The organism is Halomonas bluephagenesis, from assembly GCF_054790765.1.
This window is the reverse complement of sequence record NZ_CP133631.1, coordinates 958729-980979: the sequence shown is the minus strand read 5'-3', so window position 1 is coordinate 980979 and position 22251 is coordinate 958729. Positions and strand designations below refer to the sequence as shown.

The window sequence follows — 22251 nt, the reverse complement described above, 5'->3', positions numbered from 1 at the left end:
CCACGGTGGAAATCGTGACGCCGGAGCTGGAGCGGAGCAGTGACAGTATCATTGGCGGCTTGATTGACCATGTGATCCCATCATCTATGACCCGCCGCGACCCGCTCACAGGCGGCGAACGACACTTGTGGCGTGTCCGGTTGGGTGTTGCTTTGGTGATGCTGATGGAAAAGGACTTGTCGTTGTACTACTCGCCTGCACCGATTGCCAGACTACAACATGGAATCAGCCAGGCAGTTGCCCGGCATGTGCTTACCCACAAACACAACCCAGTCGGCGGTTGGTTTCTGGACACACTGATCCGCGCTGTTTGCGGTGTTGCTGCGAGCAGTACCACGCTCCGCAACTTCCGACGGCGCATTAAGGAGGATTCAGACAGATTGGTAGAAATCGGCATTGAGGTAGATGCCAGCGATAGGTTAAAGCGTGTCACAGCGGCCCGATAGCGTGCCACACCGGCCCGATTCTTTACGGTTTTAGCAGGATATTCAGGATATATCAGGATATCCAGGCGGTGTAACCACCCGCTGGATGCGGGTGGCTACACCTTAACTGATCAAGCACAAGGGGCTTGATCAATCGGCCGGAGGCCGATGTTTGAACGCCAAAAAAGAAGGCCGTCACCCAGCACCTGTGCCAAACCCTGACACTACTTGGACTAGCTCTTGAGGCCGTTGCAAGGCGGCATTAAAAGAATGCCAGTGACCATAATAATAATCAGAATATTATTCTTCTTATTATAGATGGGATAACCCAGCTGGTTTCGACACCACAGCTGATATCGCCGCCCCTTTTTGGCGTTAAAACACCGGGTAGCGCCCAACATGGTTGGAACATGTCAGTTTAGCGATGGGGTCTGATTATGCGTAGGGGGTCCGATTATGCGTACCGCCCCTACGCGACAGATAGCCTCAATGGGCACGATCAGGCATCAAAGTTACTGCGGCGATCTTGATGCTCTGGCCGCCATAAGACGGCTTTCATGATGAAGGGATAGCATACCGGCAACATCAGCCAGGCTATCCATGAGCCGATGACAGCGAAGCCAACCAGCAACAGCACTATTCCCAACCAGGCTATTAGATACCAAACAGGGGCTTGCGGGCGTTCATTGATCATCGTTTATGCTCCTTGCTGGTGACATGTAAGGCTGCTCTGAGTCGCCATGCTCGCTACTTGCCGATTCAAAGAGGGGGCGATTATGCGTAGCTTGGGGGGGGCTGATTATGCGTACTGCCGCCGTCAGAAGGTGATGCAGCTTGGATAGTACCGCTCATGGCACCTGTCTGGCCGCTGTTCTGCTTGCCACCCATATGGGCTGAATCGCCACCGCCTTCCGACATGCCGAGTCGTTCAGCCCGGAGTTTCTGAGCCATAGAGCCGCCGAACGAGCCGTGACTGGCGTTGTAGTCACCCATAATCTTACCGCCCAAGGTTTCACCTGCCGCCTTTGTCAGGTTCTTCATAGTCTTTCCAGCGTGGCCCATGCCCGCAGCGGCACCGCTCGACGACGAGGCAGAGCCCGGCATGGGAAGCGGCCCATTTCCAGCACCTGTAGAGCTACCGCCGGAGCGAGCGCGCCACTGCCACTGAGCTGTTCACCAGCCAGCTTGGAGGCTTCACGCATGGCCATAGCGCCACCCGCAGCGCCTACACCAGCCCCTACCGCGACAGACCCGGCAGCCCTTGCCATGCCGCTTACAGACGGCGTTGCACTGCCGAGAGAAGCCCCGTTGATGATTCCCTGAACCGCGTCAGGAATCATCTTCACCAGAATAGCCATCATCAACAGCACCCCAATGATGGCGAGGATAGCCCGAAACGACTCATGATCCTGATTCACAGCCCACTGGTGGATAAATTGCTCACCCGCGCCGATGACCAAGAACATCACATAGAGCTTGGCTCCGATGCTGATGGTGTAGGTGATGTACTTTTTGGCGTAATCCGCCGTTCACTGCGAACCGCCAAAACCCAGCAGAACAATGCCTGCTGCCGTGACCACGTACATTTCAGCCAGCACAAAGAAGGCATAAGCAGCAATCAGCGTGTACAGGATGACAACAGGCAGCGCCAGGATGGTGTAGGCGATCCGGCTCAAGCCGCTGCCTGCCGAAATAACATCGCCCCCAAGGGTAAATCCCCGTTCCAGGATCTCCGGCACACTAAGGCTCAAGCTAGTACCGGTAGCTTGTCCGCCGATCCAGACCCAGCCCTTGATCATGGTGTTTATCCGATATCACAAAGTCTTTTTATCCTTTAGGCCTAGACACTTCTAAGGCCCCGTCAGAGTTGTATACTGCAAGTGAAAAGGGCGGTCTCAATGATCAAGTGCAACACCTAACCTATCAGGTAATGTATTGCCATGACTCATTGTTATCGCCGTCTTTCTGCTGAAGCCCGAGCCGCCATCATGCTGATGCAGGGTCACCATTCGATTCGTGCTATCGCCCGTCAGTTAGGACGCGCACCCAGCACCATTTCACGAGAACTGACACGCCATACGGTCAGGCCTGGCATAGCGTATGACGCCAGTCTCGCTGGTTACCGCGCCCGACTGACCCGCTGTCGGCCTCGTCGTTGCCCGAAGCTGCATCTCGATGGTGAGCTGTTCGAACTGGTGGTCTACCTGCTGCGCAAGTACTGGTCACCAGAGCAAATAGCCCGAACACTGAAGCGTATGTTTCCTGATAATACTGATCGCCACGTCTCGCACGAAGCCATCTACAATGCGCTCTACCTTATACCGCGTGGCTCGCTCAATAAGGAGCTGATTGCCTGTTTGCGCCAGGGTAACGGTAAACGTCGCCCTCGCAGCCGTGGCAAGGATAGACGACAACAGATTCCAGGCTTGGTCAGCATCCATCTGCGGCCGCCTGAGATCGAAGACCGCCTAATGCCTGGCCACTGGAAGGGAGACCTCATCATCGGTGCCAACAACCGCTCTGCCGTCGGTACGCTGGTAGAGCGAACCACGCGTCTGGTGATCCTGGCGAAAGTGGACGGCACCACGGCCACAGCAGCGGCCGTCGGCTTTAGCGACAAGCTCTATGAGGTACCGCGCTCCCTGCGCCTATCGATGACCTATGGCCAGGGCAAAGAGATGCTGAAGCATGCCGAGATCACTCAGAAGACAGTGACAGCGATCTACTTTGCCGACCCGCATAGCCCATGGCAGCGGGGTTCCAATGAGAACACCAATGGGCTGTTGAGACAGTACTTATCAAAGGGCACGGATCTGTCGGTCTACAGCCAGGAAGAGCTCGACGACATCGCCGACTCACTCAATACACGGCCACGCAAGACATTGGACTGGCGCACGCCGCTGGAAGTCTACGCCGAGGTGCTCAAGAAAGCTGTCGCCGGCCCGAGCACGCTGCAGTAGTGTTGCACTTGGAACTTGAGACCGCCAAGATTCTGGGGCTAATTCATTGAAACTGCCTCATGTGAATTTCTTCCAGAAAACAACCAATTAGGATTAGCAAAGATGAGCATATTGCAAAAGGTCGCTTACGTCGAGGACGACCCAGACATCCGTGAGATTGCCTCCCTCGCTCTGGTAGACGTAGGTGGTTTTACATTGAAAACCTGTGAGTCCGGCGAAGTCGCACTGCGGGAGATCCCGGCATTTGAGCCTCAATTGGTTCTGCTGGATGTCATGATGCCCGGCATGGATGGCACGGAGACTCTGACCGCGCTCAAAAAACAGGGTGCCATAACGGAAGCTACTCTGGTCGTGTTTATGACGGCCAAAGTTCACCCGGAAGAATTGGAACGTTATAAAACAATGGGCGTTGCAGAGGTGATATCAAAACCTTTCGATCCCATGACGCTGGCAGATGATATACGAGCGATTTGGGAGCGGTTCGATGGCTAAGCAGTCTCTTACCAGTCGTTCGCTCAGCCATATTGAAAAGTTAAAAGCGGCTTACGCAGAACGTTTGGAGTCCGAATTTAAGCGGCTTGAAATTCTGTCTTCCCGCTTGGAAACGCATCCCTCATGCAAAGACGCACTGAGTGAATTGCATTCGGCGTTGCACACGCTGGCGGGGGCTGCCGGAACCTTTGGTTTCCACTCGCTCGGCGAGAAAGCCCGTGAGTTTGAAACAATAGTGGCAAAAAACCTGTCAGAATCTTCCGAAGAAGCAGCCACTCCCGCCAGGTGGTTGTCTGAACTGAGGGACGCTCATGCGGCCGACAGCCATGGGCAGAGCGAAGAAGCGATTGAAACCAGCCCTCAAGCTATTGCTGCAGACTCTCCTTGCCTATGGCTGGTAGAGCGCGATCATCTGCTTGCCAGTTATGCCCTGTCTCAACTGACAAGTTTTGGCTTCCGTGTTTATCATCTGGACGATGCCCGCGCCCTTAAAACAACCGACAACCCAGAGCCAGATTTATTACTGATTGACCACCATGCTCTTCAGCATGAAGGGCCAGAATCCCAAGACTTCTGGCAATCCCTGCTAGACGATTTTCAATGCCCGATATTCTTTACCGGTGCTGAGGATAGCTTCAGTGCGAAGCTGGAAGCTTTGCGTGCGGGTGCCCAGGGGTATTTTGTCAAACCCTTGGATATGATCAAACTTGCTTCACACATCTCCCAGGTTATTCGCACTGAGGACTCCGAACCCGGACGGGTTCTGATCATAGAAGATGATCGGGAACTTGCCAGCCACTTTCAGTCCATCCTCAAAGACGCGGGCATGCAGGTAGCGGCACTCGAGAAGACCGACCAGTTGTTCGAAACTGTCAGCGAATTTAACCCCGAGCTTGTTCTGATGGACCTGTGGCTGCCCCATGTGAACGGTGCGGAACTCGCGGCACTGCTTTCGCAAACCGATCGCTGGACACATTTACCCATCATCTACCTGTCTGCGGAGTCCAACCCGGAGCTGCGAAACCAGGCTCTGCTGAGGGGCGGGGACGCGTTTTTGGGAAAACCCGTCGACATGGACCTTTTGGTCCGATTATGCGCGGCCAGAATCCAGCGCTTGCGCCAACTGGAACGAACCCGCAATCGGGATGGCCTGACCGGTTTGCTGAAGCATGCCAGCATCAAGGAAGCATTGCAGATGCAATGGCAGTTAGCCCAGCGGCGCCCGCAAACCTTCAGTGTCGCGATGTTGGATATCGATCATTTCAAAGCCGTCAACGATACCTACGGTCACGCAGTGGGTGACACGGTGATCGCCACCGTGGGCACGCTGCTTCGTCAGCATTTTCGGACCACTGACAAGCTGGGCCGCTACGGTGGCGAGGAGTTCACACTGGTGTTGCCGGACTGTAATGCCGACCATGCCTACAAGCTGGTGAACCGCTTGCGGGAAGATTTTGCGGACATTAAATTTGCAAGCGATGGCGAACCGTTTACCTGTACTCTCTCAGCAGGCGTGGCAGATAACCGTCAGTTTCCGAAAGATACGGCCGAAGCATTGCTGGAAAAGGCTGATCAAGCACTTTACCGCGCCAAGCATGACGGGCGAAACCAAGTGGTGCGTGCGTCAGATCAGCAAGTACAGAGTTCGCCTTGAACGAGGTAACCTATGAAAGCCCCTGAGATTCCTGACAATGAAACCGAGCGTCAGCAGGCACTGGACGACACTGGCCTTCTGACCGAGGGCCCCGAGGAGCGGTTTGACCGGATCACCCGTCTGGCTTGCCATACTTTCTCTGTGCCCATTGCCCTAGTGTCTTTGATAGACCGGGATCGGCAATGGTTCAAATCTCGCCAGGGGCTGGACGCAACAGAAACACCCCGGGATATCTCTTTCTGCGGCCATGCGATTCATCAAAGCGAGACGCTGATCGTTGAAGACACGCTTGAAGACGAGCGCTTCTTCGATAACCCACTGGTGACCAGCGGCCCAGACATCCGCTTCTATGCCGGTGCCCCCCTGCATACCGATACTGGGTATCGCCTGGGTACCCTATGCCTGATCGACCGCCAACCGCGATCGTTTGACGACACTCAGATTGCTCTACTCCGGGAGCTGGCGGCCATGGTGGAGGATCTAATCCGAGCGGATGCCCGACAGCGCAGACAGACCACCGAAATGGAGCAGAAGCTACAGGCAAGCCATGATGAAGTGGTATCACTGCTGAACAATATGCCAGGTATAACCTTCCGCTGCCTGCCAGATGAACACTGGACCATGCTCTATATGAGCAGGCAAGTGGACAACGTCAGTGGCTAAACAGCTGACGATATGATCGGGAATAAACGCATCAGTTACGCCAAACTGATTCACAGCGACGACGCGTCAAAGTGTGACGAGGCCGTCGCAGAAGCGATGACGGAGAATACGGAGTGGCACATCGAGTACCGGATTCGCCACCGCACCAAGGGATGGCGCTGGGTAGAAGAGCGCGGCCGGTGCGTCCGGGATGATCCACAGTATCCGGCTGTGCTTGAAGGGTTTATTGTGGATATCACCCGCGAGTACGATGCGCTACAGCAACTGGAGCACAATCACAGGGCATTGATGCTGCTGAACGATATTGCCTTCTCCACCCATCGCTCACTGGATGACAAGATTGGCTACGCCCTGCAGGAGGCCAGATACTATCTTGGCTCAGATATGGCGATTCTCAGCCATATCGAGAGAGACACTTATACCGTTGCCTGGGTAGACGCCAATGACGGCATTCCGGTGGCCGCCGGTCAGCAGTTCCCACTGGGCGACACCTGGTGCGACTTGTTGGTGTCCAGTGCCGATGAAGGGCCTACCCGCGAGTACTTTATTCCGGACACGAATCAGCCTGAGTATCACGCTCACCCCTGTTACAAAGCCAACTCGCTGGGTAGCTATGCAGGCATTGTTGTGGAGGTGGACGGCCACCCCTGGGGAACCCTGAACTTTTCTTCTGTTCGCGTCAGGCAAGAAGGCTATGACGAAAGCGAAAAGCTGTTTCTCCGCTTGCTGGCCAATTGGTTCTCAGAGGTGTTGACCAACAGCCTCGGTCATGATCGTCTGACCAAGCTGATGGCACAGTTGCCGGGCGTGGTTTACCAGTTCCGCCGTTTCCCCGATGGAACAATGGTCTTCCCCTTCAGCTCGCCCCAGATTGAAGATCTGTATGGTATAACCCCGGAGCAGGCCGCGCAGGAGGCCACGCCCGCTTTCGAGCGTATCCATCCGGATGACCTGGCCGCCTTGAGCGCATCCATCGAAGACTCAGCCCGGACGCTGGAGAACTTGACCATGAAGTATCGCGTGGCGCACCCACGCCATGGCTATCGCTGGGTCTCGGGTGACGCCAAACCGGAACGTTTACTGGATGGCAGTATCCAGTGGCATGGGTATATTCAAGATGTTGACGAACAGCAAAAGGCACGCATTGCTCTGGAACAGAGTGAAGCGCGCCTTCATGGCCTGTTTGAGTTTTCGCCCATTGGCATTGCGCTGAATGACTTTGAGACTGGCCGCTTTATCGACCTCAACCACGCACTGGTTGCCCCAACCGGTTATACGGCAGAAGAGTTTATCGCGCTCAGTTACTGGGATTTCACGCCCAAAGAGTACCTGCCCGAAGAGGAGAAAGCCCTCGCGGACCTCCGCACAACCGGGCGTTATGGCCCTTTTGAGAAAGAATACATACGAAAAGACGGCAGTCGCTACCCCGTACGCTTGCAGGGCATGATCAGTGAGGAAATAGACGGCCGGAAAGTCATCTGGTCGCTTGTCGAGGACATCAGTGAGCGCAAGAAGCTCGACAGGATGAAAGACCAGTTTATTGCGACTGTCAGCCATGAACTGCGTACACCGCTGACGTCCATCAAGGGCAGTCTCGGCCTGTTGGCGGGGGGGGGGGCCGGTGAGCTGCCGCATAAAGCGCAGAAACTGCTGGAAACGGCTGAGCGCAATACCAGCCGCCTGATGCATCTGATCAACGACCTGCTGGATATGGAAAAACTGGTGGCGGGCAAGATGACCATGGCGCCGCAGAAGCAAGCCTTGGCGCCCATTCTAGATGAGGCGATTGAGTCTGTCCGGGAATACCTGCATTCCCACAGCGTCAACATTAACACCCCCCAGGCGTGGCCAGCGATCACGGTTAAGGTCGACAGCCAGCGGCTTGTCCAGGCCCTGACGAACCTGTTGTCCAACGCCATGAAATTTTCCCCGGAAAATAGCCCTGTGGAAGTCTCGGTCATTGAGCAGGACGAAACCGCTGAAATCCGCATCCGGGATCACGGCTCCGGGGTGTCGCCGGAGTTTCAGGAACGACTGTTTCAGCGGTTCAGCCAGGCCGACGCCACCGATAGCCGCAAGCTGCCCGGCACCGGGCTGGGACTGGCGATAACCCGTGAAATCTGCCAGCAGCTTGGCGGCCAGGTTGGCTATCGCGATGCCGCTGGCGGTGGTGCCGAGTTCTATATTCAGTTACCGGTGATTAAATCATGACCTTTGCAACGCAAGCCATCGCCACATTCGGTCTGGTTCTGCTCGCGGTTTTGGGCAATATGCTCAGCCTTCCCCTGTTCTTTGGCATACATTTTATTTTTGGCTCTGTCGTCGTGATGCTAGCCATCAGGTTGGTGGGTTTTTGGCCTGCTGTCTGGGTAGCGCTGGCCGGCAGTGCCTACACCTGGGTACTTTGGGGCCATCCCTATGCCATGCTTGTCTTTACGCTGGAAGCGGTTGTTGTCGGCCTTTTGTACCGGCGCGGCCTGAACAATCTGGTACTGGCCGATCTGGCTTTCTGGCTCGTGGCCGGTACCACCCTTATTCTACCCTTGTATACAGGCGTGGTGGGCATGGATACGACGCCCGCCATCATGATTGCTCTCAAGCAGTCGCTGAATGGGCTGTTCAATGCCCTTATTGCAGGGCTGTTGGTCAAGATACTGGTGTGGCGGTTTCAGAAGGGGACAGTTGAATGGCTGCCACCCTATATCCGGCTAAATGAATTGCTCTTCCATGTTATTCTGACCCTGGCGCTGATCGTCGGATCCATCCCCGTGATCATTGACAGCCATGAGGACGAAACAGAACTGGAGAGGCGCTTGGCCAGTGTCATGGAGCGCGCCCTGACCGCCACAGCGGATCGCCTGGGGCAGAACCCCGATGCCTCCGAAGTTCTTGAAACCGAGCTGCGGCGCTTTGAATACACCGATGCCATAGACGGCATAGCGCTGCTCAATGTGGAGGGCAACCTTATTGCCCAGGCCGGCGACGTCGTCTCGACGTCATCAGGAATGAGCCGCGGGATCACCGGCCTGGAGAATCTGGACATCTGGCTGCCGGTTTCCGATGAAAGCCTGGTGAATCGCTGGCGGCAGGGACACTACCAATCCCAGCTGCCGATCAATGGCCTGGCGGGCGGCACCAAATTGATAGCGGATAAGGCGGCCGGGGCGCTGATTCAGACCCTGGAACGTAAACGCAATGAGAGCTTCGTTTTATTGGCGGTGATGGCCCTGCTGAGCATTGTGGTCAGCTTTTTACTCAGTCGCCTTCTGACACGTCCGTTGGTACAACTGGACAACGCCAGCAAACAACTGTCTGAGACAATTCGCCGGCGTGATCCTCCTGAGATGCCAACAAGCCCGGTGTTTGAGTATGGCACTTTGTCGGCTTCTCTCCAGACCATGGCCACGGCACTGGGCCAGACCTTTTTTGAACTGGACAATGCACGCGATACGCTGGAACAGCAAGTCCAGGCGCGCACCCGCGAACTGGCCAGCACCTCCACCATGCTGAGCAATGTTCTGGAAGCGTCAACGGAGTTTGCCATTATCGCCACCGATACCGAGGGAACCATCACCCTGTTCAACACCGGCGCTGAAAATTTGCTCGGGTACGACTCAAATGACGTGGTTGGCGCGCAAAGTCCCGCGCTGTTTCATCTTCCATCTGAAATAGAAGCACGGTCGGTGGCGCTGTCCGATGCACTTGGCGAGACCGTCACAGGCTTTGATGTCTTCGTGAAAAACGCCCTGCGCGAGGGCTTCGAGACGCGGGAATGGTCCTACCTGACCAAACGGGGTGACTCAATGCCAGTCATGTTGACCGTCACCCCCATTTTCGATGACGCGGATAAGCTGACCGGCTTTCTCGGCGTTGCCGAGGACATCACCGATCGCAAGCGTATGGAAAAAATGAAAAACGAATTCATTTCCACCGTCAGTCACGAACTGCGCACACCACTGACCTCCGTGAGCGGCGCTCTCGGGCTCGCTTTGAGCGGTAAGCTGGGGGATATACCCGAAAAGGTCAAAAAACTGTTGAAGACCGCCCATCGAAACAGTGAGCGATTGGCGCACCTGATCAATGATTTGCTGGACATCGAAAAGATCGCGACGGGTAAAGTGAATTTAGATATGAAGGTTCAACCGCTTCAACCCATTCTTGAGCAGGCCGTGGAGGAAAACAGGGCCTACGGCGCCGAGCGCCATATCAAACTGACGCTGTACAGCGAGATACCCCGGCAAAACGTCAAGGTTGATGAGCAGCGGTTAAAGCAGGTGCTGGCCAACCTGCTGTCCAATGCCATCAAGTTTTCTCCCGACGGCGGTACAGTCACTGTCGAGGCAGCCAGTACGGATACCGATATCACCGTCAACGTGATCGACCAGGGCCCGGGTATTCCAGAGGATTTTCACCACAAGATATTTCAGCGATTTGCTCAGGCGGACAGCTCAGACACGCGTCAACAAGGGGGCACGGGGCTCGGCCTGGCCATTACCCAACAGCTGGTTACCCGCATGGGCGGCACGATTGACTTCGAGACAACCGCCGGCGAAGGAACGCGCTTTTTCTTTTCGCTTCCAATGATATCACCGGCTGAAAAGGCACCCTCTGACCTTTCTCCCAAAAATACCGACGGCTTATCCAGTGAGTCACCCAAAATACTGGTCGTGGAAGATGATCCAGACATTGCCAGCCTCTTGAGAATTATGCTGGAGGATGCGGGGTATCGGGTGGCCATCTGTCATTCTGGTGCAGAGGCGCTTGAATCCATAGAAGCGGGCAACTGGGATCTGATCAGCCTTGACCTGATGTTGCCGGATGTCAGTGGTCTCGACATCATCAGACGGCTGAAGAAGCAGGCAGCCACCGCTGACATTCCCATTGTCGTGGTATCCGCCAAAGTGAACCAGGGCCAGCTGGAGCTTGATACCGAGGCAGACAATATTGCTTGGCTGGCAAAACCCATTGACCAGCAGAAGCTGATCGAGTTGGTGAGGCATCAGCTATCACAGGGGCACTGTCCGAAAATTCTGCACGTTGAAGATGATGTAGATTTACACGATATCCTTTCGGCCATGGTCAGTGACCACTTAAGCCTGGAACGGGCAGGAACCCTGGCTGATGCCAAAAGGCTGCTAAAACAGCACGCTTATGATGCCGTTTTGCTTGATATTGGTCTGCCCGACGGCTCAGGGTGGGATTTGATCCCGGATATCGAGAGCGCACAACCCGGTGCGGCCATCGTCATCTTGTCCGGCGAGGATATCGGAAAGGAGGCACCTTCAGCCGTCGCGAGTGTATTGCTGAAAAACAGGCTGACTTCTGAGCAGCTCGTCAGTGTGATCCGGCGACATATTTAAAACCAGTCACCCGCTTCAATGTCTTCCGGCAGCATGGGGCGGGCGCTCAGAAAGCCCTGATACTGGTGACAGCCGAGTTGCTTTAGAAAAGCCAGCTCTTCGTTTTTTTCAACACCCTCGGCGATCACATCCATGTTCATACTTTGGCCCAATCGCACCGTAGCACGCAACAAGCGGGCATCCCCGGTTTGGGACCAGTGTTCAATAAAACTGCGATCGATTTTCAGCTTGTCGGCGTTAATGCGTTGGAGATAACTCAGCGAGCTGTAACCGGTGCCGAAATCATCCAGTGCCACGCGAACACCCAGCGACCTGAGTGACGCCAGCACCTGACTGGCGCTTTGCCAGTCCGCCAGCAGCAGACTCTCGGTGATTTCCAGCACGATTTTCTCCGGCATCAGCTGATGGGCGTGGATCAGCGAGGTCAGGTTGTTGATAAACACCGGTGTCTGGATATCTTTCGCGGAGAGGTTCAGCGACATAAACCAATCCGGGTTGATGGTGTGCCAATGGGCGAGTTGAGGCACCACACGGCTGATTATCTGCTCCGTTAACCGGGAAATTAGCCCCCGCTCTTCCATCAGTGGAATAAACTCCCCCGGCCCCAGCAGACCACGCTCCGGATGTTGCCAACGGGCCAGCGCCTCGAACCCGACAATGCGCCTCTCTGCCACTGAGAAAATTGGCTGGTAAACCGCAACAAACTCTTGTTTATCCAGCCCCAGCCTGATCGATTGTTCCAGGGTAAAGCGGTATTTTTGCTCAGCCTTGAGCTCTGCATCAAAGTAAACCCGTTCAGCATCTTTGGCCGCTTTCGCTTTAAACAAAGCTATATCCGTCTGGTCCAGGAGCTCGTCTGCCGTCATGTTGTTGTCCGTGGCGATCGCAACCCCAACATCCACCGATAGCGAGACAGAGCCATGCTCAGAGTTCATATCCGTTTGATTTACTACCTGAACCAATTTCCTCACGTACTCATCAAGCGCCTTTTGCGAGGAATGCCCCTGACTCAGAATCAGAAACTCATCACTGCCCTCGCGACTCAACATACTGTCCTTGTCCAGGTGTTGACCTAGCCTCCATGCAACACCTTGCAGGACCTCATCACCAAAATAGTGGCCATAGAGATTATTGATGGAGTGAAACTCCCGAAGATCCATTTTTATCACGGCCAGAACCCCTTCAAACGGTTGTTGCAAAAGGCCGTTCAGAGTACGCCGGACTTCCACCAGTTTTGGTAGCGCCGTCAGTGGGTCTTGAGCCACGTCTGCCCCGGGTGTCATCAAAACGCGATCCATGCTTCGCAACTGGCGGCCTTTCACAACACGCGACTTGACCATCATCAACAGCCGCCAGGGTTCTACCGGTTTGTTGATGAATTCGTCATTTGCCAGGCGGGCACAGGCCAGCTGCACATCCATACCAGCAACCGCCGACATAAATAACAGCGGTATGCTAGAAAATTCTTCATGCTGGCGGATGATACGACCCAGCTCAATGCCATTGCAGCCAGGCATCTTGACATCAATCAGTACCAGCTCGGGTTGAAACTGATCGAGAAGATTGAGGGCGTTCTGCGCGTTATCCGCCGTTCTGACTGAATAGCCGGCATCATCGAGAATGTTTTCATACAAATTCAGCAAGTCTTGATCATCGTCAACAATCATGACCCGATAGGGCTCGACAGGTGCCATGTTCAGCTCTGCGCGCAGCAGGGCAGTCAATCTGGAAATATCCAATGGCTTGTGAAGAAAATGATTGCCGCCTGCTCTGACGGATGCCAGGCGAAGGTCGAAAGAATCATGCTCAGAGATGAAAATGATGGGAAGGGGAGCGCCATCGTTATGTTGCCTGTAAGTCACTTGCCTGGCACCCGCAAAGCGATCGCCGAAAAAATCCATGTCGACGATCACAGCAAGCGGGTCATAGTCGGCAATTGCTTTTTCCAATTGAGTAATATTCTGCTCAACGTGCGCAATATAACCGTAAGAGTCGAGGTTTTCCGAGAGTTTGAGTGCGAAGTTTTTATCGTCATCCACAATCAGGACAGGAATATCGTTTTCGGACTGGCTTTTCGTTTCTGCAGCATCTTGGGCGTAATTATGGGCCACCTCGTTCGGTTCAGCTTTCGAGATCTGTTTCAATGCCCGTAACAATTCTCTGACCGGCTCGGATCCTGCCGGTGCTCGTTCCTGCCGTGAGAGATGTTCCGTTTGCTCCAGTGCCTGCTCACACTCTCTCGCCACCTGCGACAATTCCCGGAATCCATAGGCCTTGCCCGAACCGGCCAGACGATGCGCCATTGACTGGATATCCGACAGCTTGCTTTGGTCATCAGCCGCGGCCGACCAAAGTGCCTCCAGTTGTTGTTCGTATTGACCTAGGTGAGTGATGTAATGGGTTCGCAGATTGGCCATTTTATCAGAATTGTTAGGGCACATAATTTTCCTTTTATAAGCGAAAAATCGGGTCGTTACGAAATGATCCGAATAATAGTCTAGCAAGCTGCTAAAATAGGCCAATACTTTCTCGCGAGATTACTCGGATAAGCCAAATTCCAGGGTATCTGAGTTTTTGGGTTCTTCGTCACTTCATGTGGATTTGGCCTGATCGAATAGGCGGCCCGCCGGGCTGCCAATCCCGGCTCACGGGTGCCTATCAGGCGCACTTTTTCATTTCTCGAAGTCCAATGGGGGCCATGCCGCCAAAACCACTCCAGCGCAGTAAAAAACATTTCGTGCAGGCGTCTTCAGCGTGTGTAGCATCAGGCTCTGTCTAGGCCTATGCGCTATTCCGTCCTTTCCCAAAAAGATGATGAAACGCTGGTGAGGCATGTCTACGATCTTCACATGGCGACATCCTGCGAGCATGACATCGCTATATTACGTAGGTTGGTAAAGGCGGTAATACAGACGGACGTGGCTCAGTTCGGCAAGCAGCATACACAATTTGTCAATAGCTCAGCAGATGAGCTGCACTATGGTCTAGCGTGCGTAGAGACCAACCCCATCCATAAGGATCGCTACGAGCGTTTTATCGACCCGCTGGTTTATCATGATGAGCCCGCTACCTGGAATGAAGCTTTACAAACAGTGAACGAATTGGTTCAACGTCTGCGCACGGAAGGTAGGGCTGAGCGCAGAAGCCTGCTTTTCCAATGGTGCGCTTGTCAGGCTGTACCCTGATTCACTGTCTAAGCCGCTTTATGCAGCCTGCTATGTAGTCACCCTCGTCCTGCTGCAGCGGTGGTAATTTGGTTGCCGCCTGGTTGTCATTTGGCGGCTAACAGGGTGAAAACCATGTGAGTCATGTAAACCATGGAAAACCCTAACTCATTGAAAAGATTTTGTTTACGCATTGCAGGCGCGATCCCAAAGTTTGCTTGGTTGGACTCATAATCTCTTGGTCGACCGTTCAGGCCTGCTGGTTTAACAAATAGAATCAATTGGTTACAGACGCCAGGGTTTATTTTCTCCAGCGCTTGGTTGCTAATACGCGGTAATCTGGCAACCACTCTGGCTCATCTTGACGAATCGGCGTAGCACTGTTTTGGCTGACTGGAAGATCCTGAGCCTAGCGATTCAGGCCGGCGTATCACTGGGCCCCTTAAGGAGGCCTTGGGGTTGATGGATATTCGAGTAATGGATCACGTAGTGGTGGGTAGTGACGGGTGCAAGTCGTTTGCGGAGATAGGGTATTTGTAGGTATATATCGGGGTAAATTAGAGCTGCCCAGCGAGGCAGTTCTAATAATGAGGCAAGCTTTCTTTTTTTGGTTAAGATAGGAAACGGCCAATTCCTGCCTTTTAGGCATTTCTGGTATAACGCTCGGCCCACGCGCCGATTTGGAGCTGGGAAGCGGTGGAAAATCGGTCGCTCTGTAGTCGATTGTTAAGCATTTTTCTCAGCACCATACTTTTTGGCTGGGTGGCCAAAAATCAGTGAAACTCTCGAACTCTGTCGAGTGAGTTTCGAAACACCATCGTAACCTATATAACCGAATTCCCAGTCGGTTCTCTTGTCGTAAGCTTCGTAATGTCCAGCAAGATAATCGCCAACAATTATTACTTCTGATAGTTCTGCTGCTGCTTTTTCATCGTAAATCTCAGTCGGTTCCTTGGGAGATTGAGTCATGTTATGCGTTCGCCTGGGCCGTCTTCATTGCCGAGTTAATGGCACCGCTGATAGTGATCCTGGGCTACCAGACTCATATTAGTGCGCTGCTGACTGACTTCAACATGCTGGTGGTCATTGCCATGGTGCATAGCCACGAACTGATAGCACTGGGCAGCAATGGCGTTTGGTCACTGGAACTGCAGGGCTTCTTCCTGTTCGTCGGGGTTGCCGTTAGTTTCATCGGCCCGGGCCGCTACAAGCTGAAGAACTGACATCAGGAGCCGGTAATCGCCCGGCTACCGCTGCCTCTGTACACCATCACCCGGTTTCGGCCAGCTTTTTTTGCGGCATAGAGAGCTTCATCAGCCTGGCCTATGAGTTCTGCAGGGCGACTGCCGGGAGCCGGGGTCATCGTGGCAACACCGACACTGACTGACAGGTTCATCGGGCTGTCACTACCCACCACATGAATCGGCGTTTCTGCGACCGCAGCACGCAGACGTTCTGCCATACTAACAGCCCCATCTTCCAGTGTGGCAGGCAGTAGCACGCTGAATTCCTCGCCGCCGTATCGCGCCAGCAGATCCCCTGATCGCTGTATTTCATCGGCACAGACCTGAGCAACGCTGACCAGGCAATCATCCCCTGCCAGGTGTCCAAAGTCATCGTTGACCTGCTTGAAATGATCAATATCCAGCATTACCAGACTAACCGGTTGCCCATGTCGAAGTGCGCGATTCCACTCGGTTTCCAGTTTTTCATCAAACCGGCGTCGGTTGGCCACCTTGGTCAGGCCGTCAGTTATTGTGACCGCCTTGAGCAGCTCATTAGCCTGCTCCAGCTCTTCCGTGCGTGCCTGGACCCGTGCCTCAAGGGTCTGGTTGGCCTGGCGCTCTATGTCCAGGGCATAGCGCTGGGCCTCGATTCGGTGCTGACGTTCAAGGTTTATGCGATAGGCCAAAGCAAACGACAACAGAACGACCTCCAGCGTTGCGCCAATCTGTGGCGCCATCACGGTCAGGGTGTTGGTGGGAATCAGGCCCATCTTGCTGATGGCAAATACCAGTTGCCCCAACAGCAGCGGGGTCCATGCCAGAAAATAGAACTTGGCAAGCACCTGCCCCCGGTACCAGACAACCATTCCTATCCCCCAGCCCAGCGCAGTAGCAACCGCAACAAGCACACTGACGAGGACAGTGGCAATTTGATAACTACCGAACAGGCCATAGACAAAACAGCCAACACTAATCAGCACGAGTATTTGCAGCAATCGGTGAGCGACAGGACTGTATCGTCGCACTTCCAAAAAACTCAGCGTAAACATGGCGGCGAAGAAAGCGTTGGCGGAGATAATCAACGGCGCGAAATACCGGTTGATAATCGGCAGATCGGGCCACAACCACTGGAATACCAGGCCACTGAAGTTGAGCAATACCAGAGTTGAGGCAATAACGGTGAGAACATACCACAGGTAGGCCAGATCCCGGACCATCATGAAAATGAACAGGTTGTACAGTGCCATCGCGACCATGACGCCCAGATACATTGTCTCCCAACCGTAATTCAGTTGCTCAGACGCCAGGAAGTCCAACTCTGTGGTTACATGAACGGGAATCTGCACCGCCCCCTCGGTCTGCACACGCACGTACGCCGTGGCTGGCTCGGTACCAGAGGGCACCGGGAAGACAAAATTACGGTGATATATGGGGCGGGAAGTGAACATCCAGCGGTTACCGGTGACGTAACGCTCCACTTCCTCGCCACCGACGAACCAGTAGACCCGGACGTCGCCCAGCAGGGGATAACCGATTTCCAGCAACTGCTTGTCCGGTTCCGCCGACACCTCGACTCTGAGCCAGAAATTACTGCTGCTGAACCCGAAGTTCAGGGTTTCATTACTGGCCTTTTGCTTCCATTGCGATTCAGGCAGGGCCCGGATATCCTCGATGCTCATTTCCGGTTCCGGCGCTTCGAACCACTCAATAGCGGCATCCTGAGCAAACACCTGGACAGGCGCCAGCAGAAACACCAGCAGCAGTAGCCGCAAGAATTGGCAGGCAACGGAAGTACCACTGTTAGTGCCACCGCTACTGTATGTGTTGTCAAAACTGAGCATGGGAATGTTCGATACTTCCGTATCCAAGAGCCTCATATAGCTGTTTTAGGGCGGCGGGTACGCATGAATATTTCTCTTCGAGACTATCTATCAACTCGGGCTTCTCTAGCATGAACTCTGAATCACTAAAATTTTGCTTTAGGGCTCTCGCAAGGTTCTCTATATCTTTCATTTGGGTATGCCTAACCCCGTGCACAAAGGTGGCTTTCGCAGTAGGCCATCCGGCGAAGGCCGTAGCGATTTGGTGCACTTTGTTATGCTCCTTACTTCTGCAAGCGAAAGTTAGAGCGACTGCCACTAGGGATGCCGTCACGAGATTAACATACAGCCGTGCCACATTGACTGTACCATGTGCAGCATCAAATCCCCCAAGCCTATGATTTTTTTGTATTATTAATTTCATATTGGTTCGTATAGTCAAAATTCGCGCTCATGCTGCATTTCCAGGAATGATCGCTCAGGGTCGAGGCTGTATTAAAACTCTCGATCTGCCCAGAAAATGGCGCCCGTACGCGAAAACTAGAGAAGCTTTAGAACACAGTAGCCTCAGAATGAGCGAGAGAGCGCCATTCTTGTTCGATTTTTGTTCGGCCCGGGGCTCTTCGAACGTTTTCACACAGCCTCGGTCGTTATCGGACAATCGTGATTTCGCGCAATCCGTAAGATGACAGTCACGTGCGGCATGCCTAAGGCGACGTTTATGGCGCTGCAAAACCTTACTTAGTGGCAGTGACGCGTGCCAGCTTTAGTGTCCCTATGGCAACCGTTCTTATCGGTACCTCCGCTGTGCGATACCCCATCACCGCTGTATGCAGCCGTGGACGCTGACACGTTACCGACTCCGAAGAACATACCAGTCAGCATTAGAGCTAATAATACCTTCTTATTGATCGTCTCCTTATTATAGCTGCCCACTACTAGCTATACGAGACTAGAATCTATCATGCTGAAGTGAAGCTGGCTTTAGTCCCTGAATTCATAGAATAACTGCAGCACTTTGGATCATGCGGTAGAGGCAGGAGGGCCAGCAGCGGTACCCTCTCTGCCTAACCGACCAAAGTGAAGCAGAGTATGGGATACCGACAGCTGACCCAAGCATAACGATATCAAATTTTTGCCCGCAGGGATGTAGGATTTAGCCAGCGTCAGATTGCTCAATAGCTTGGCATTCACAGCAGTACCGTGAGCCGCGAGTTTAGACGTAACTTGGGGGCTAAGGGATATGAGCCCGCACTGGCGCAGCGTTATAGCGATCAAAGACGCCGTTGCGCCTGGAAGTGGACAAAGCGGCTTCCTAGCCTCGTAAATGCTGTGTCTGACAGACTTAGAGAAGCAGAGCAGGTTAGCGGCTTTATGGCACCGTTTACGGGGATAGGGGTTAGCCACCAATGGGTCTACTCGTTGATTTGGGACGATAAGGCCAGGGGGGGCGATTTATGGAGGCACCTCCGTCAGCCCAAGCGCCGCAGTAGGCATCGTGCCCATGCCAAAAGCGCAGGACTTGGCAAGGTTCCTAAGCGTGTGGGGATTGAGCATCGACCCTCTGCTATCGAAAAACGTCTCACTATCGGTCATTGGGAAGGAGACACGGTGCTCTATGGACACAAGCAAACGGGAATAGTGACGTTGGTAGAGCGACGTAGTGGCTATTTGTTGGCAGCACGTCTACCCTCGGAGTTTGCAGTCCACGAGGCCGTTGCTAAAGCGGTTAGCGCCTCTGTGTATTTCTGTGATCCTTACTGCTCAGGCCAACGTGGGACAAACGAGAACACCAATGATCTGATCAGGCAGTATTTTCCAAAAGGGACAGACTTTCGGAAGGTGACGAATGCAGAGCTACGAAGCGTCGTCAACAAACTGATTGATAGACCAAGAAAGCGGCTGGGATACCGAACCCCAGCCTAGGTGTTCTTAGGAAAATATTCAGAAGCATTAGAAACCGCAGGTGCTGCACTTGTTAGTTGAATTCAGGGTCAAAAGACTACCTGAGAGTACCAATAAACTCGCAAGCTGATGAAAAATAACTCGTTTGCTCAGGTTGAGCATCAGAACAAGAAGAAGGTCACTCGCCGGGACGGTTCCTGGCACAGATTGATGCTCTGGTGCCATGGCAACGCTTGATCGAAACGCTGTCATCGTCTTATTTTCCGAATTCGGCGAACAAGCGCGGCCGGCCCCCCCCCCATCGGGCTGGAGCGGATGTTGCGGTTCTACTTCCTTCAGCAGTGGTGCGGCCCTCGCCGATGAAGCCAAATGCCCGTAAAACGTTAAAGGCTGGACATATTGCGTACTTTACTTTTTTTAAAAAAAAAGTTTAATTTTTTGCTCCATCAACCTAACAAAGCTAAAAGAGAAAAATTAAAATGTTATTGATTAGAAAAATAACCATAAAAGCTAGGTTGTGGAGTTTAATTCTCATTGCGGTTATTGGCATCGTAGCGATGTCTGCGTTCATGATTATGCAATCGCGGACTGAGCTGATTGAGGCTGAAATGAAGAAACTGGACGCCGTTAATGATGTAGCGCGGGGCTTTGTTTATGATGCCTATCAGAGGTATAAAAATGGAGAGCTAGGCGAAACAGAGGCCATGCAAAATGCTATCGATAGGATTGATAAAATTCGATATGAAGGAGGTGAGTATATTTTTATTTATGGGCGTGATGGTATGCTAATAATGGATCCTTCATTGCCTGTTGAAGATCGATTTAACGTCAATTTTTTTGATTTTAAAGATTCTGAGGGAACACCATTATTCCAGCATATGACTGAAAGAACTCAAAATAGTGAGCGTGCTACAGTCAATTATGTTTGGGAGCTTCCTGATAGCACTGAAATAGCTCCTAAAATGTCTAGAGTTATAACTTTTGATCAGTGGGACTGGATTATAGGCACTGGCGTATATATGAATCATGTGGCCGATAGACTATGGTCTATGTTCTGGCGTATTACTGGCCTTGTCCTGCTTTTATCATTACCTGTAATGGCCTTATTTTTAGTCATTGTTAACAGTATTATTAATCCCTTGAATAACACGATTTCAGCCATGAACAATATTTCCGAAGGAGATGCGGATCTAACTAGACGACTGAATGAGAGAGGTAAAGATGAGCTTAGCCAACTCGCCAGAGCTTTTAACGCCTTTATTGAGCGTATCGAAGGTGTAATGATCACTATTCGGCAAAGTAGTGAAGCGGTCAAAAATGCCTCTAACGAGATAGCTAGTGGTGGTATTGACCTTTCACGGCGTACTAAAAATGCGCCATCCAGTATCCAGCAAACATCAGCTTCTATGGAAGAAATTACCAGTACTGTCGAACATTCTACTGAGTCAGCACGGCAAGCGGATAGACTCTCCAAGCAAGCAGCAAATAAAGCACGTGAAGGTGGGCAAGCTGTACATGATGTCACTGCCACGATGATTGATATTACTAACGCGGCAAACCAAATTACAGAAATTGTTAAAATGATGGATGGGATTGCCTTTCAGACTAATATTCTTGCGCTCAACGCATCAGTGGAAGCCGCAAGAGCTGGCGAGCATGGTAGAGGTTTTGCCGTAGTTGCCGAAGAAGTGCGCAAGCTGGCTAACCATAGCGCTGAAGCCTCTCGTGATATTCGAACTTTGATAGATAACGCCAGTGGTAAAATCCAAACTGGTAGCTCTCACGCTGAGAATGCAGGTGCTAGGATGAAAGAAATTGTTGAGTCAGTTGAACACGTTGCTACGATGCTCAGCGAAGTCGTTAACGCTGCAGAGGAGCAACAGGATGGCATTCAACAAGTGAACACAGCGGTCAGCGAGATGGATCGTATGACACAAGAGAACTCTTCGCTTGTTGAAGAGTCTACTACTGCTGCAGAGCAATTGAAAACTCAAGCGATGCATTTGGCAGAAGCTATCTCGGCATTTAAAGTATCATTAAAAATCGACGTAGGGCAGACCATGTATTTGGATAGTAATCCCCCCATTTTTAGAGAGCTTCAAAAGTAGACCTTAGGTTCTGTTGAAAAGTCATCAAGGTTACGCTATTCCTGTTGATTGAGCAGGAGGGTTATATGGCAGGCCGTTACGAGCTTTCTGATCAGCGTTGGCAGATGATCGAAGACATCGTTTCTCCGCCACAGACCATGGGACGTCCTCGGCGGGACGACCGCCAGATGCTTAACGGCATTCTATGGATCCTTTGCTCAGGAGCGCAGTGGCGCGACCTGCCGGAGCGTTATGGCCCTTGGAAGACGGTCTATCAACGCTTTCGCCAATTGCGTGATGATGGCACCTTCGATCGGATATTGGCTCCCTTACATCTACGTTTGCGTGAAGATGGGTATATGGATCTCGATACATGGATGGTGGATTCAACATCTATTAGAGCCACTCGGTCGGCCAGCGGTGCTGGCAAAAAGGGGGATCTATAGAACCAGCAGACCATGCACTTGGCCGCAGTCGCGGCGGGTTGACCACCCC

General features: G+C 52.9%; 18 protein-coding genes and 4 pseudogenes. 14 read left to right on the top strand and 8 right to left on the bottom strand.

Annotated elements, in window-relative coordinates; all coding sequences use genetic code 11:
* Nucleotides 1-14 precede the first annotated feature (14 nt).
* Nucleotides 15-446, top strand: coding sequence for a hypothetical protein (locus REH51_RS04415; protein ID WP_234667711.1), 432 nt, complete (start codon nucleotides 15-17; stop codon nucleotides 444-446).
* A 478-nt stretch (nucleotides 447-924) separates the two neighbouring features.
* Here the strand turns inward: REH51_RS04415 and REH51_RS04410 are convergent, their stop codons facing one another.
* The 4 genes from REH51_RS04410 to REH51_RS04395 form a co-directional block, all read right to left on the bottom strand.
* Nucleotides 925-1119 (bottom strand): hypothetical protein, encoded by a 195-nt coding sequence (locus REH51_RS04410; protein ID WP_009721472.1) that lies wholly within the window; start codon nucleotides 1117-1119, stop codon nucleotides 925-927.
* Between the two features lie 80 nt (nucleotides 1120-1199).
* Nucleotides 1200-1466 carry a hypothetical protein gene (locus tag REH51_RS04405; protein ID WP_009721473.1) on the bottom strand — a complete coding sequence of 89 codons (267 nt, stop codon included), beginning with the start codon at nucleotides 1464-1466 and terminating at the stop codon, nucleotides 1200-1202.
* Nucleotides 1463-1894 (bottom strand): hypothetical protein, encoded by a 432-nt coding sequence (locus tag REH51_RS04400; protein ID WP_498936957.1) that lies wholly within the window; start codon nucleotides 1892-1894, stop codon nucleotides 1463-1465. Before REH51_RS04400 ends, REH51_RS04405 begins: the two co-directional genes overlap by 4 nt.
* Before the next feature lie 60 nt (nucleotides 1895-1954).
* Complete coding sequence (locus REH51_RS04395) at nucleotides 1955-2224, bottom strand: type IV secretion system protein (RefSeq protein ID WP_009721475.1); 270 nt, start codon at nucleotides 2222-2224, stop codon at nucleotides 1955-1957.
* 141 nt (nucleotides 2225-2365) lie between these two features.
* Here REH51_RS04395 and REH51_RS04390 point away from each other — a divergent pair, with 141 nt between their 5' ends.
* The 6 genes from REH51_RS04390 (at nucleotide 2366) to REH51_RS04365 (ending at nucleotide 11554) form a co-directional block, all read left to right on the top strand.
* Nucleotides 2366-3385, top strand: coding sequence for an IS30 family transposase (locus tag REH51_RS04390; RefSeq protein WP_498936955.1), 1020 nt, complete (start codon nucleotides 2366-2368; stop codon nucleotides 3383-3385).
* 102 nt (nucleotides 3386-3487) lie between these two features.
* Complete coding sequence (locus REH51_RS04385; RefSeq protein ID WP_009721477.1) at nucleotides 3488-3877, top strand: response regulator; 390 nt, start codon at nucleotides 3488-3490, stop codon at nucleotides 3875-3877.
* The gene (locus REH51_RS04380; RefSeq protein WP_009721478.1) at nucleotides 3870-5531 is read left to right on the top strand and encodes a diguanylate cyclase; all 1662 of its coding nucleotides are present in this window, start codon (nucleotides 3870-3872) and stop codon (nucleotides 5529-5531) included. The genes REH51_RS04385 and REH51_RS04380 overlap by 8 nt, the downstream gene beginning before the upstream one ends.
* A gap of 12 nt (nucleotides 5532-5543) precedes the next feature.
* A complete protein-coding gene (locus REH51_RS04375) occupies nucleotides 5544-6194 on the top strand; it encodes a GAF domain-containing protein (protein ID WP_498936953.1) in 651 nt (216 codons plus the stop codon).
* 12 nt (nucleotides 6195-6206) lie between these two features.
* Nucleotides 6207-8405, top strand: a complete 2199-nt coding sequence (locus REH51_RS04370; protein WP_498936951.1) for a PAS domain-containing protein — start codon at nucleotides 6207-6209, stop codon at nucleotides 8403-8405.
* On the top strand, nucleotides 8402-11554 hold the full coding sequence (locus REH51_RS04365) for a response regulator (RefSeq protein ID WP_498936949.1): 3153 nt from the start codon (nucleotides 8402-8404) through the stop codon (nucleotides 11552-11554). Before REH51_RS04370 ends, REH51_RS04365 begins: the two co-directional genes overlap by 4 nt.
* Here REH51_RS04365 and REH51_RS04360 read toward each other — a convergent pair.
* Nucleotides 11551-13995 carry an EAL domain-containing protein gene (locus REH51_RS04360; protein WP_498936947.1) on the bottom strand — a complete coding sequence of 815 codons (2445 nt, stop codon included), beginning with the start codon at nucleotides 13993-13995 and terminating at the stop codon, nucleotides 11551-11553. The two genes, REH51_RS04365 and REH51_RS04360, sit on opposite strands and share 4 nt — an antisense overlap.
* Nucleotides 13996-14403: 408 nt before the next feature.
* Between REH51_RS04360 and REH51_RS04355 the strand changes: the two genes are divergently transcribed.
* Both REH51_RS04355 and REH51_RS04350 read left to right on the top strand, forming a co-directional pair.
* A complete protein-coding gene (locus REH51_RS04355; protein WP_009721483.1) occupies nucleotides 14404-14739 on the top strand; it encodes a hypothetical protein in 336 nt (111 codons plus the stop codon).
* 384 nt (nucleotides 14740-15123) lie between these two features.
* Nucleotides 15124-15258 (top strand): annotated as a pseudogene (locus REH51_RS04350) (JAB domain-containing protein); the annotation flags it as partial.
* Nucleotides 15259-15444: 186 nt separating this feature from the next.
* On the opposite strand, the gene REH51_RS04345 reads toward REH51_RS04350, so the two are convergent.
* The gene (locus tag REH51_RS04345; protein WP_009721485.1) at nucleotides 15445-15687 is read right to left on the bottom strand and encodes a hypothetical protein; all 243 of its coding nucleotides are present in this window, start codon (nucleotides 15685-15687) and stop codon (nucleotides 15445-15447) included.
* A 38-nt stretch (nucleotides 15688-15725) separates the two neighbouring features.
* On the opposite strand from REH51_RS04345, the gene REH51_RS04340 reads away from it, so the two are divergent.
* A complete protein-coding gene (locus REH51_RS04340; protein WP_009721486.1) occupies nucleotides 15726-15941 on the top strand; it encodes a DoxX family protein in 216 nt (71 codons plus the stop codon).
* Nucleotides 15942-15943: 2 nt separating this feature from the next.
* On the opposite strand, the gene REH51_RS04335 is transcribed toward REH51_RS04340, so the two are convergent.
* Nucleotides 15944-17812, bottom strand: coding sequence for a sensor domain-containing diguanylate cyclase (locus REH51_RS04335; RefSeq protein ID WP_498936945.1), 1869 nt, complete (start codon nucleotides 17810-17812; stop codon nucleotides 15944-15946).
* A gap of 693 nt (nucleotides 17813-18505) precedes the next feature.
* Entirely contained in the window at nucleotides 18506-18637 is a 132-nt protein-coding gene (locus REH51_RS04330; protein WP_143759692.1) for a YHYH domain-containing protein, read from the bottom strand.
* Nucleotides 18638-18895: 258 nt separating this feature from the next.
* Here REH51_RS04330 and REH51_RS04325 point away from each other — a divergent pair.
* From REH51_RS04325 to REH51_RS04310, 4 genes and pseudogenes are all read left to right on the top strand, one after another.
* Nucleotides 18896-19690: pseudogene (locus tag REH51_RS04325) on the top strand (IS30 family transposase).
* A 108-nt stretch (nucleotides 19691-19798) separates the two neighbouring features.
* Nucleotides 19799-20020 (top strand): annotated as a pseudogene (locus REH51_RS04320) (transposase); the annotation flags it as partial.
* A gap of 128 nt (nucleotides 20021-20148) precedes the next feature.
* The gene (locus tag REH51_RS04315; protein WP_498936944.1) at nucleotides 20149-21777 is read left to right on the top strand and encodes a methyl-accepting chemotaxis protein; all 1629 of its coding nucleotides are present in this window, start codon (nucleotides 20149-20151) and stop codon (nucleotides 21775-21777) included.
* Nucleotides 21778-21842: 65 nt separating this feature from the next.
* Nucleotides 21843-22249: pseudogene (locus REH51_RS04310) on the top strand (IS5 family transposase); the annotation flags it as partial.
* Nucleotides 22250-22251 lie beyond the last annotated feature (2 nt).

What these genes read in the sequence shown, in the direction of transcription:
- REH51_RS04365 (WP_498936949.1), top strand. Translation starts at nt 8,402, where the DNA reads ATGACCTTTGCAACGCAAGCCATCGCCACATTCGGTCTGGTTCTGCTC.
- REH51_RS04340 (WP_009721486.1), top strand. Translation starts at nt 15,726, where the DNA reads ATGGCACCGCTGATAGTGATCCTGGGCTACCAGACTCATATTAGTGCG.
- REH51_RS04355 (WP_009721483.1), top strand. Translation starts at nt 14,404, where the DNA reads ATGGCGACATCCTGCGAGCATGACATCGCTATATTACGTAGGTTGGTA.
- REH51_RS04410 (WP_009721472.1), bottom strand. Translation starts at nt 1,119, where the DNA reads ATGATCAATGAACGCCCGCAAGCCCCTGTTTGGTATCTAATAGCCTGG.
- REH51_RS04375 (WP_498936953.1), top strand. Translation starts at nt 5,544, where the DNA reads ATGAAAGCCCCTGAGATTCCTGACAATGAAACCGAGCGTCAGCAGGCA.
- REH51_RS04405 (WP_009721473.1), bottom strand. Translation starts at nt 1,466, where the DNA reads ATGAAGAACCTGACAAAGGCGGCAGGTGAAACCTTGGGCGGTAAGATT.
- REH51_RS04380 (WP_009721478.1), top strand. Translation starts at nt 3,870, where the DNA reads ATGGCTAAGCAGTCTCTTACCAGTCGTTCGCTCAGCCATATTGAAAAG.
- REH51_RS04330 (WP_143759692.1), bottom strand. Translation starts at nt 18,637, where the DNA reads ATGTTCTTCGGAGTCGGTAACGTGTCAGCGTCCACGGCTGCATACAGC.
- REH51_RS04390 (WP_498936955.1), top strand. Translation starts at nt 2,366, where the DNA reads ATGACTCATTGTTATCGCCGTCTTTCTGCTGAAGCCCGAGCCGCCATC.
- REH51_RS04370 (WP_498936951.1), top strand. Translation starts at nt 6,207, where the DNA reads ATGATCGGGAATAAACGCATCAGTTACGCCAAACTGATTCACAGCGAC.
- REH51_RS04360 (WP_498936947.1), bottom strand. Translation starts at nt 13,995, where the DNA reads ATGTGCCCTAACAATTCTGATAAAATGGCCAATCTGCGAACCCATTAC.
- REH51_RS04315 (WP_498936944.1), top strand. Translation starts at nt 20,149, where the DNA reads ATGTTATTGATTAGAAAAATAACCATAAAAGCTAGGTTGTGGAGTTTA.
- REH51_RS04395 (WP_009721475.1), bottom strand. Translation starts at nt 2,224, where the DNA reads ATGATCAAGGGCTGGGTCTGGATCGGCGGACAAGCTACCGGTACTAGC.
- REH51_RS04345 (WP_009721485.1), bottom strand. Translation starts at nt 15,687, where the DNA reads ATGACTCAATCTCCCAAGGAACCGACTGAGATTTACGATGAAAAAGCA.
- REH51_RS04385 (WP_009721477.1), top strand. Translation starts at nt 3,488, where the DNA reads ATGAGCATATTGCAAAAGGTCGCTTACGTCGAGGACGACCCAGACATC.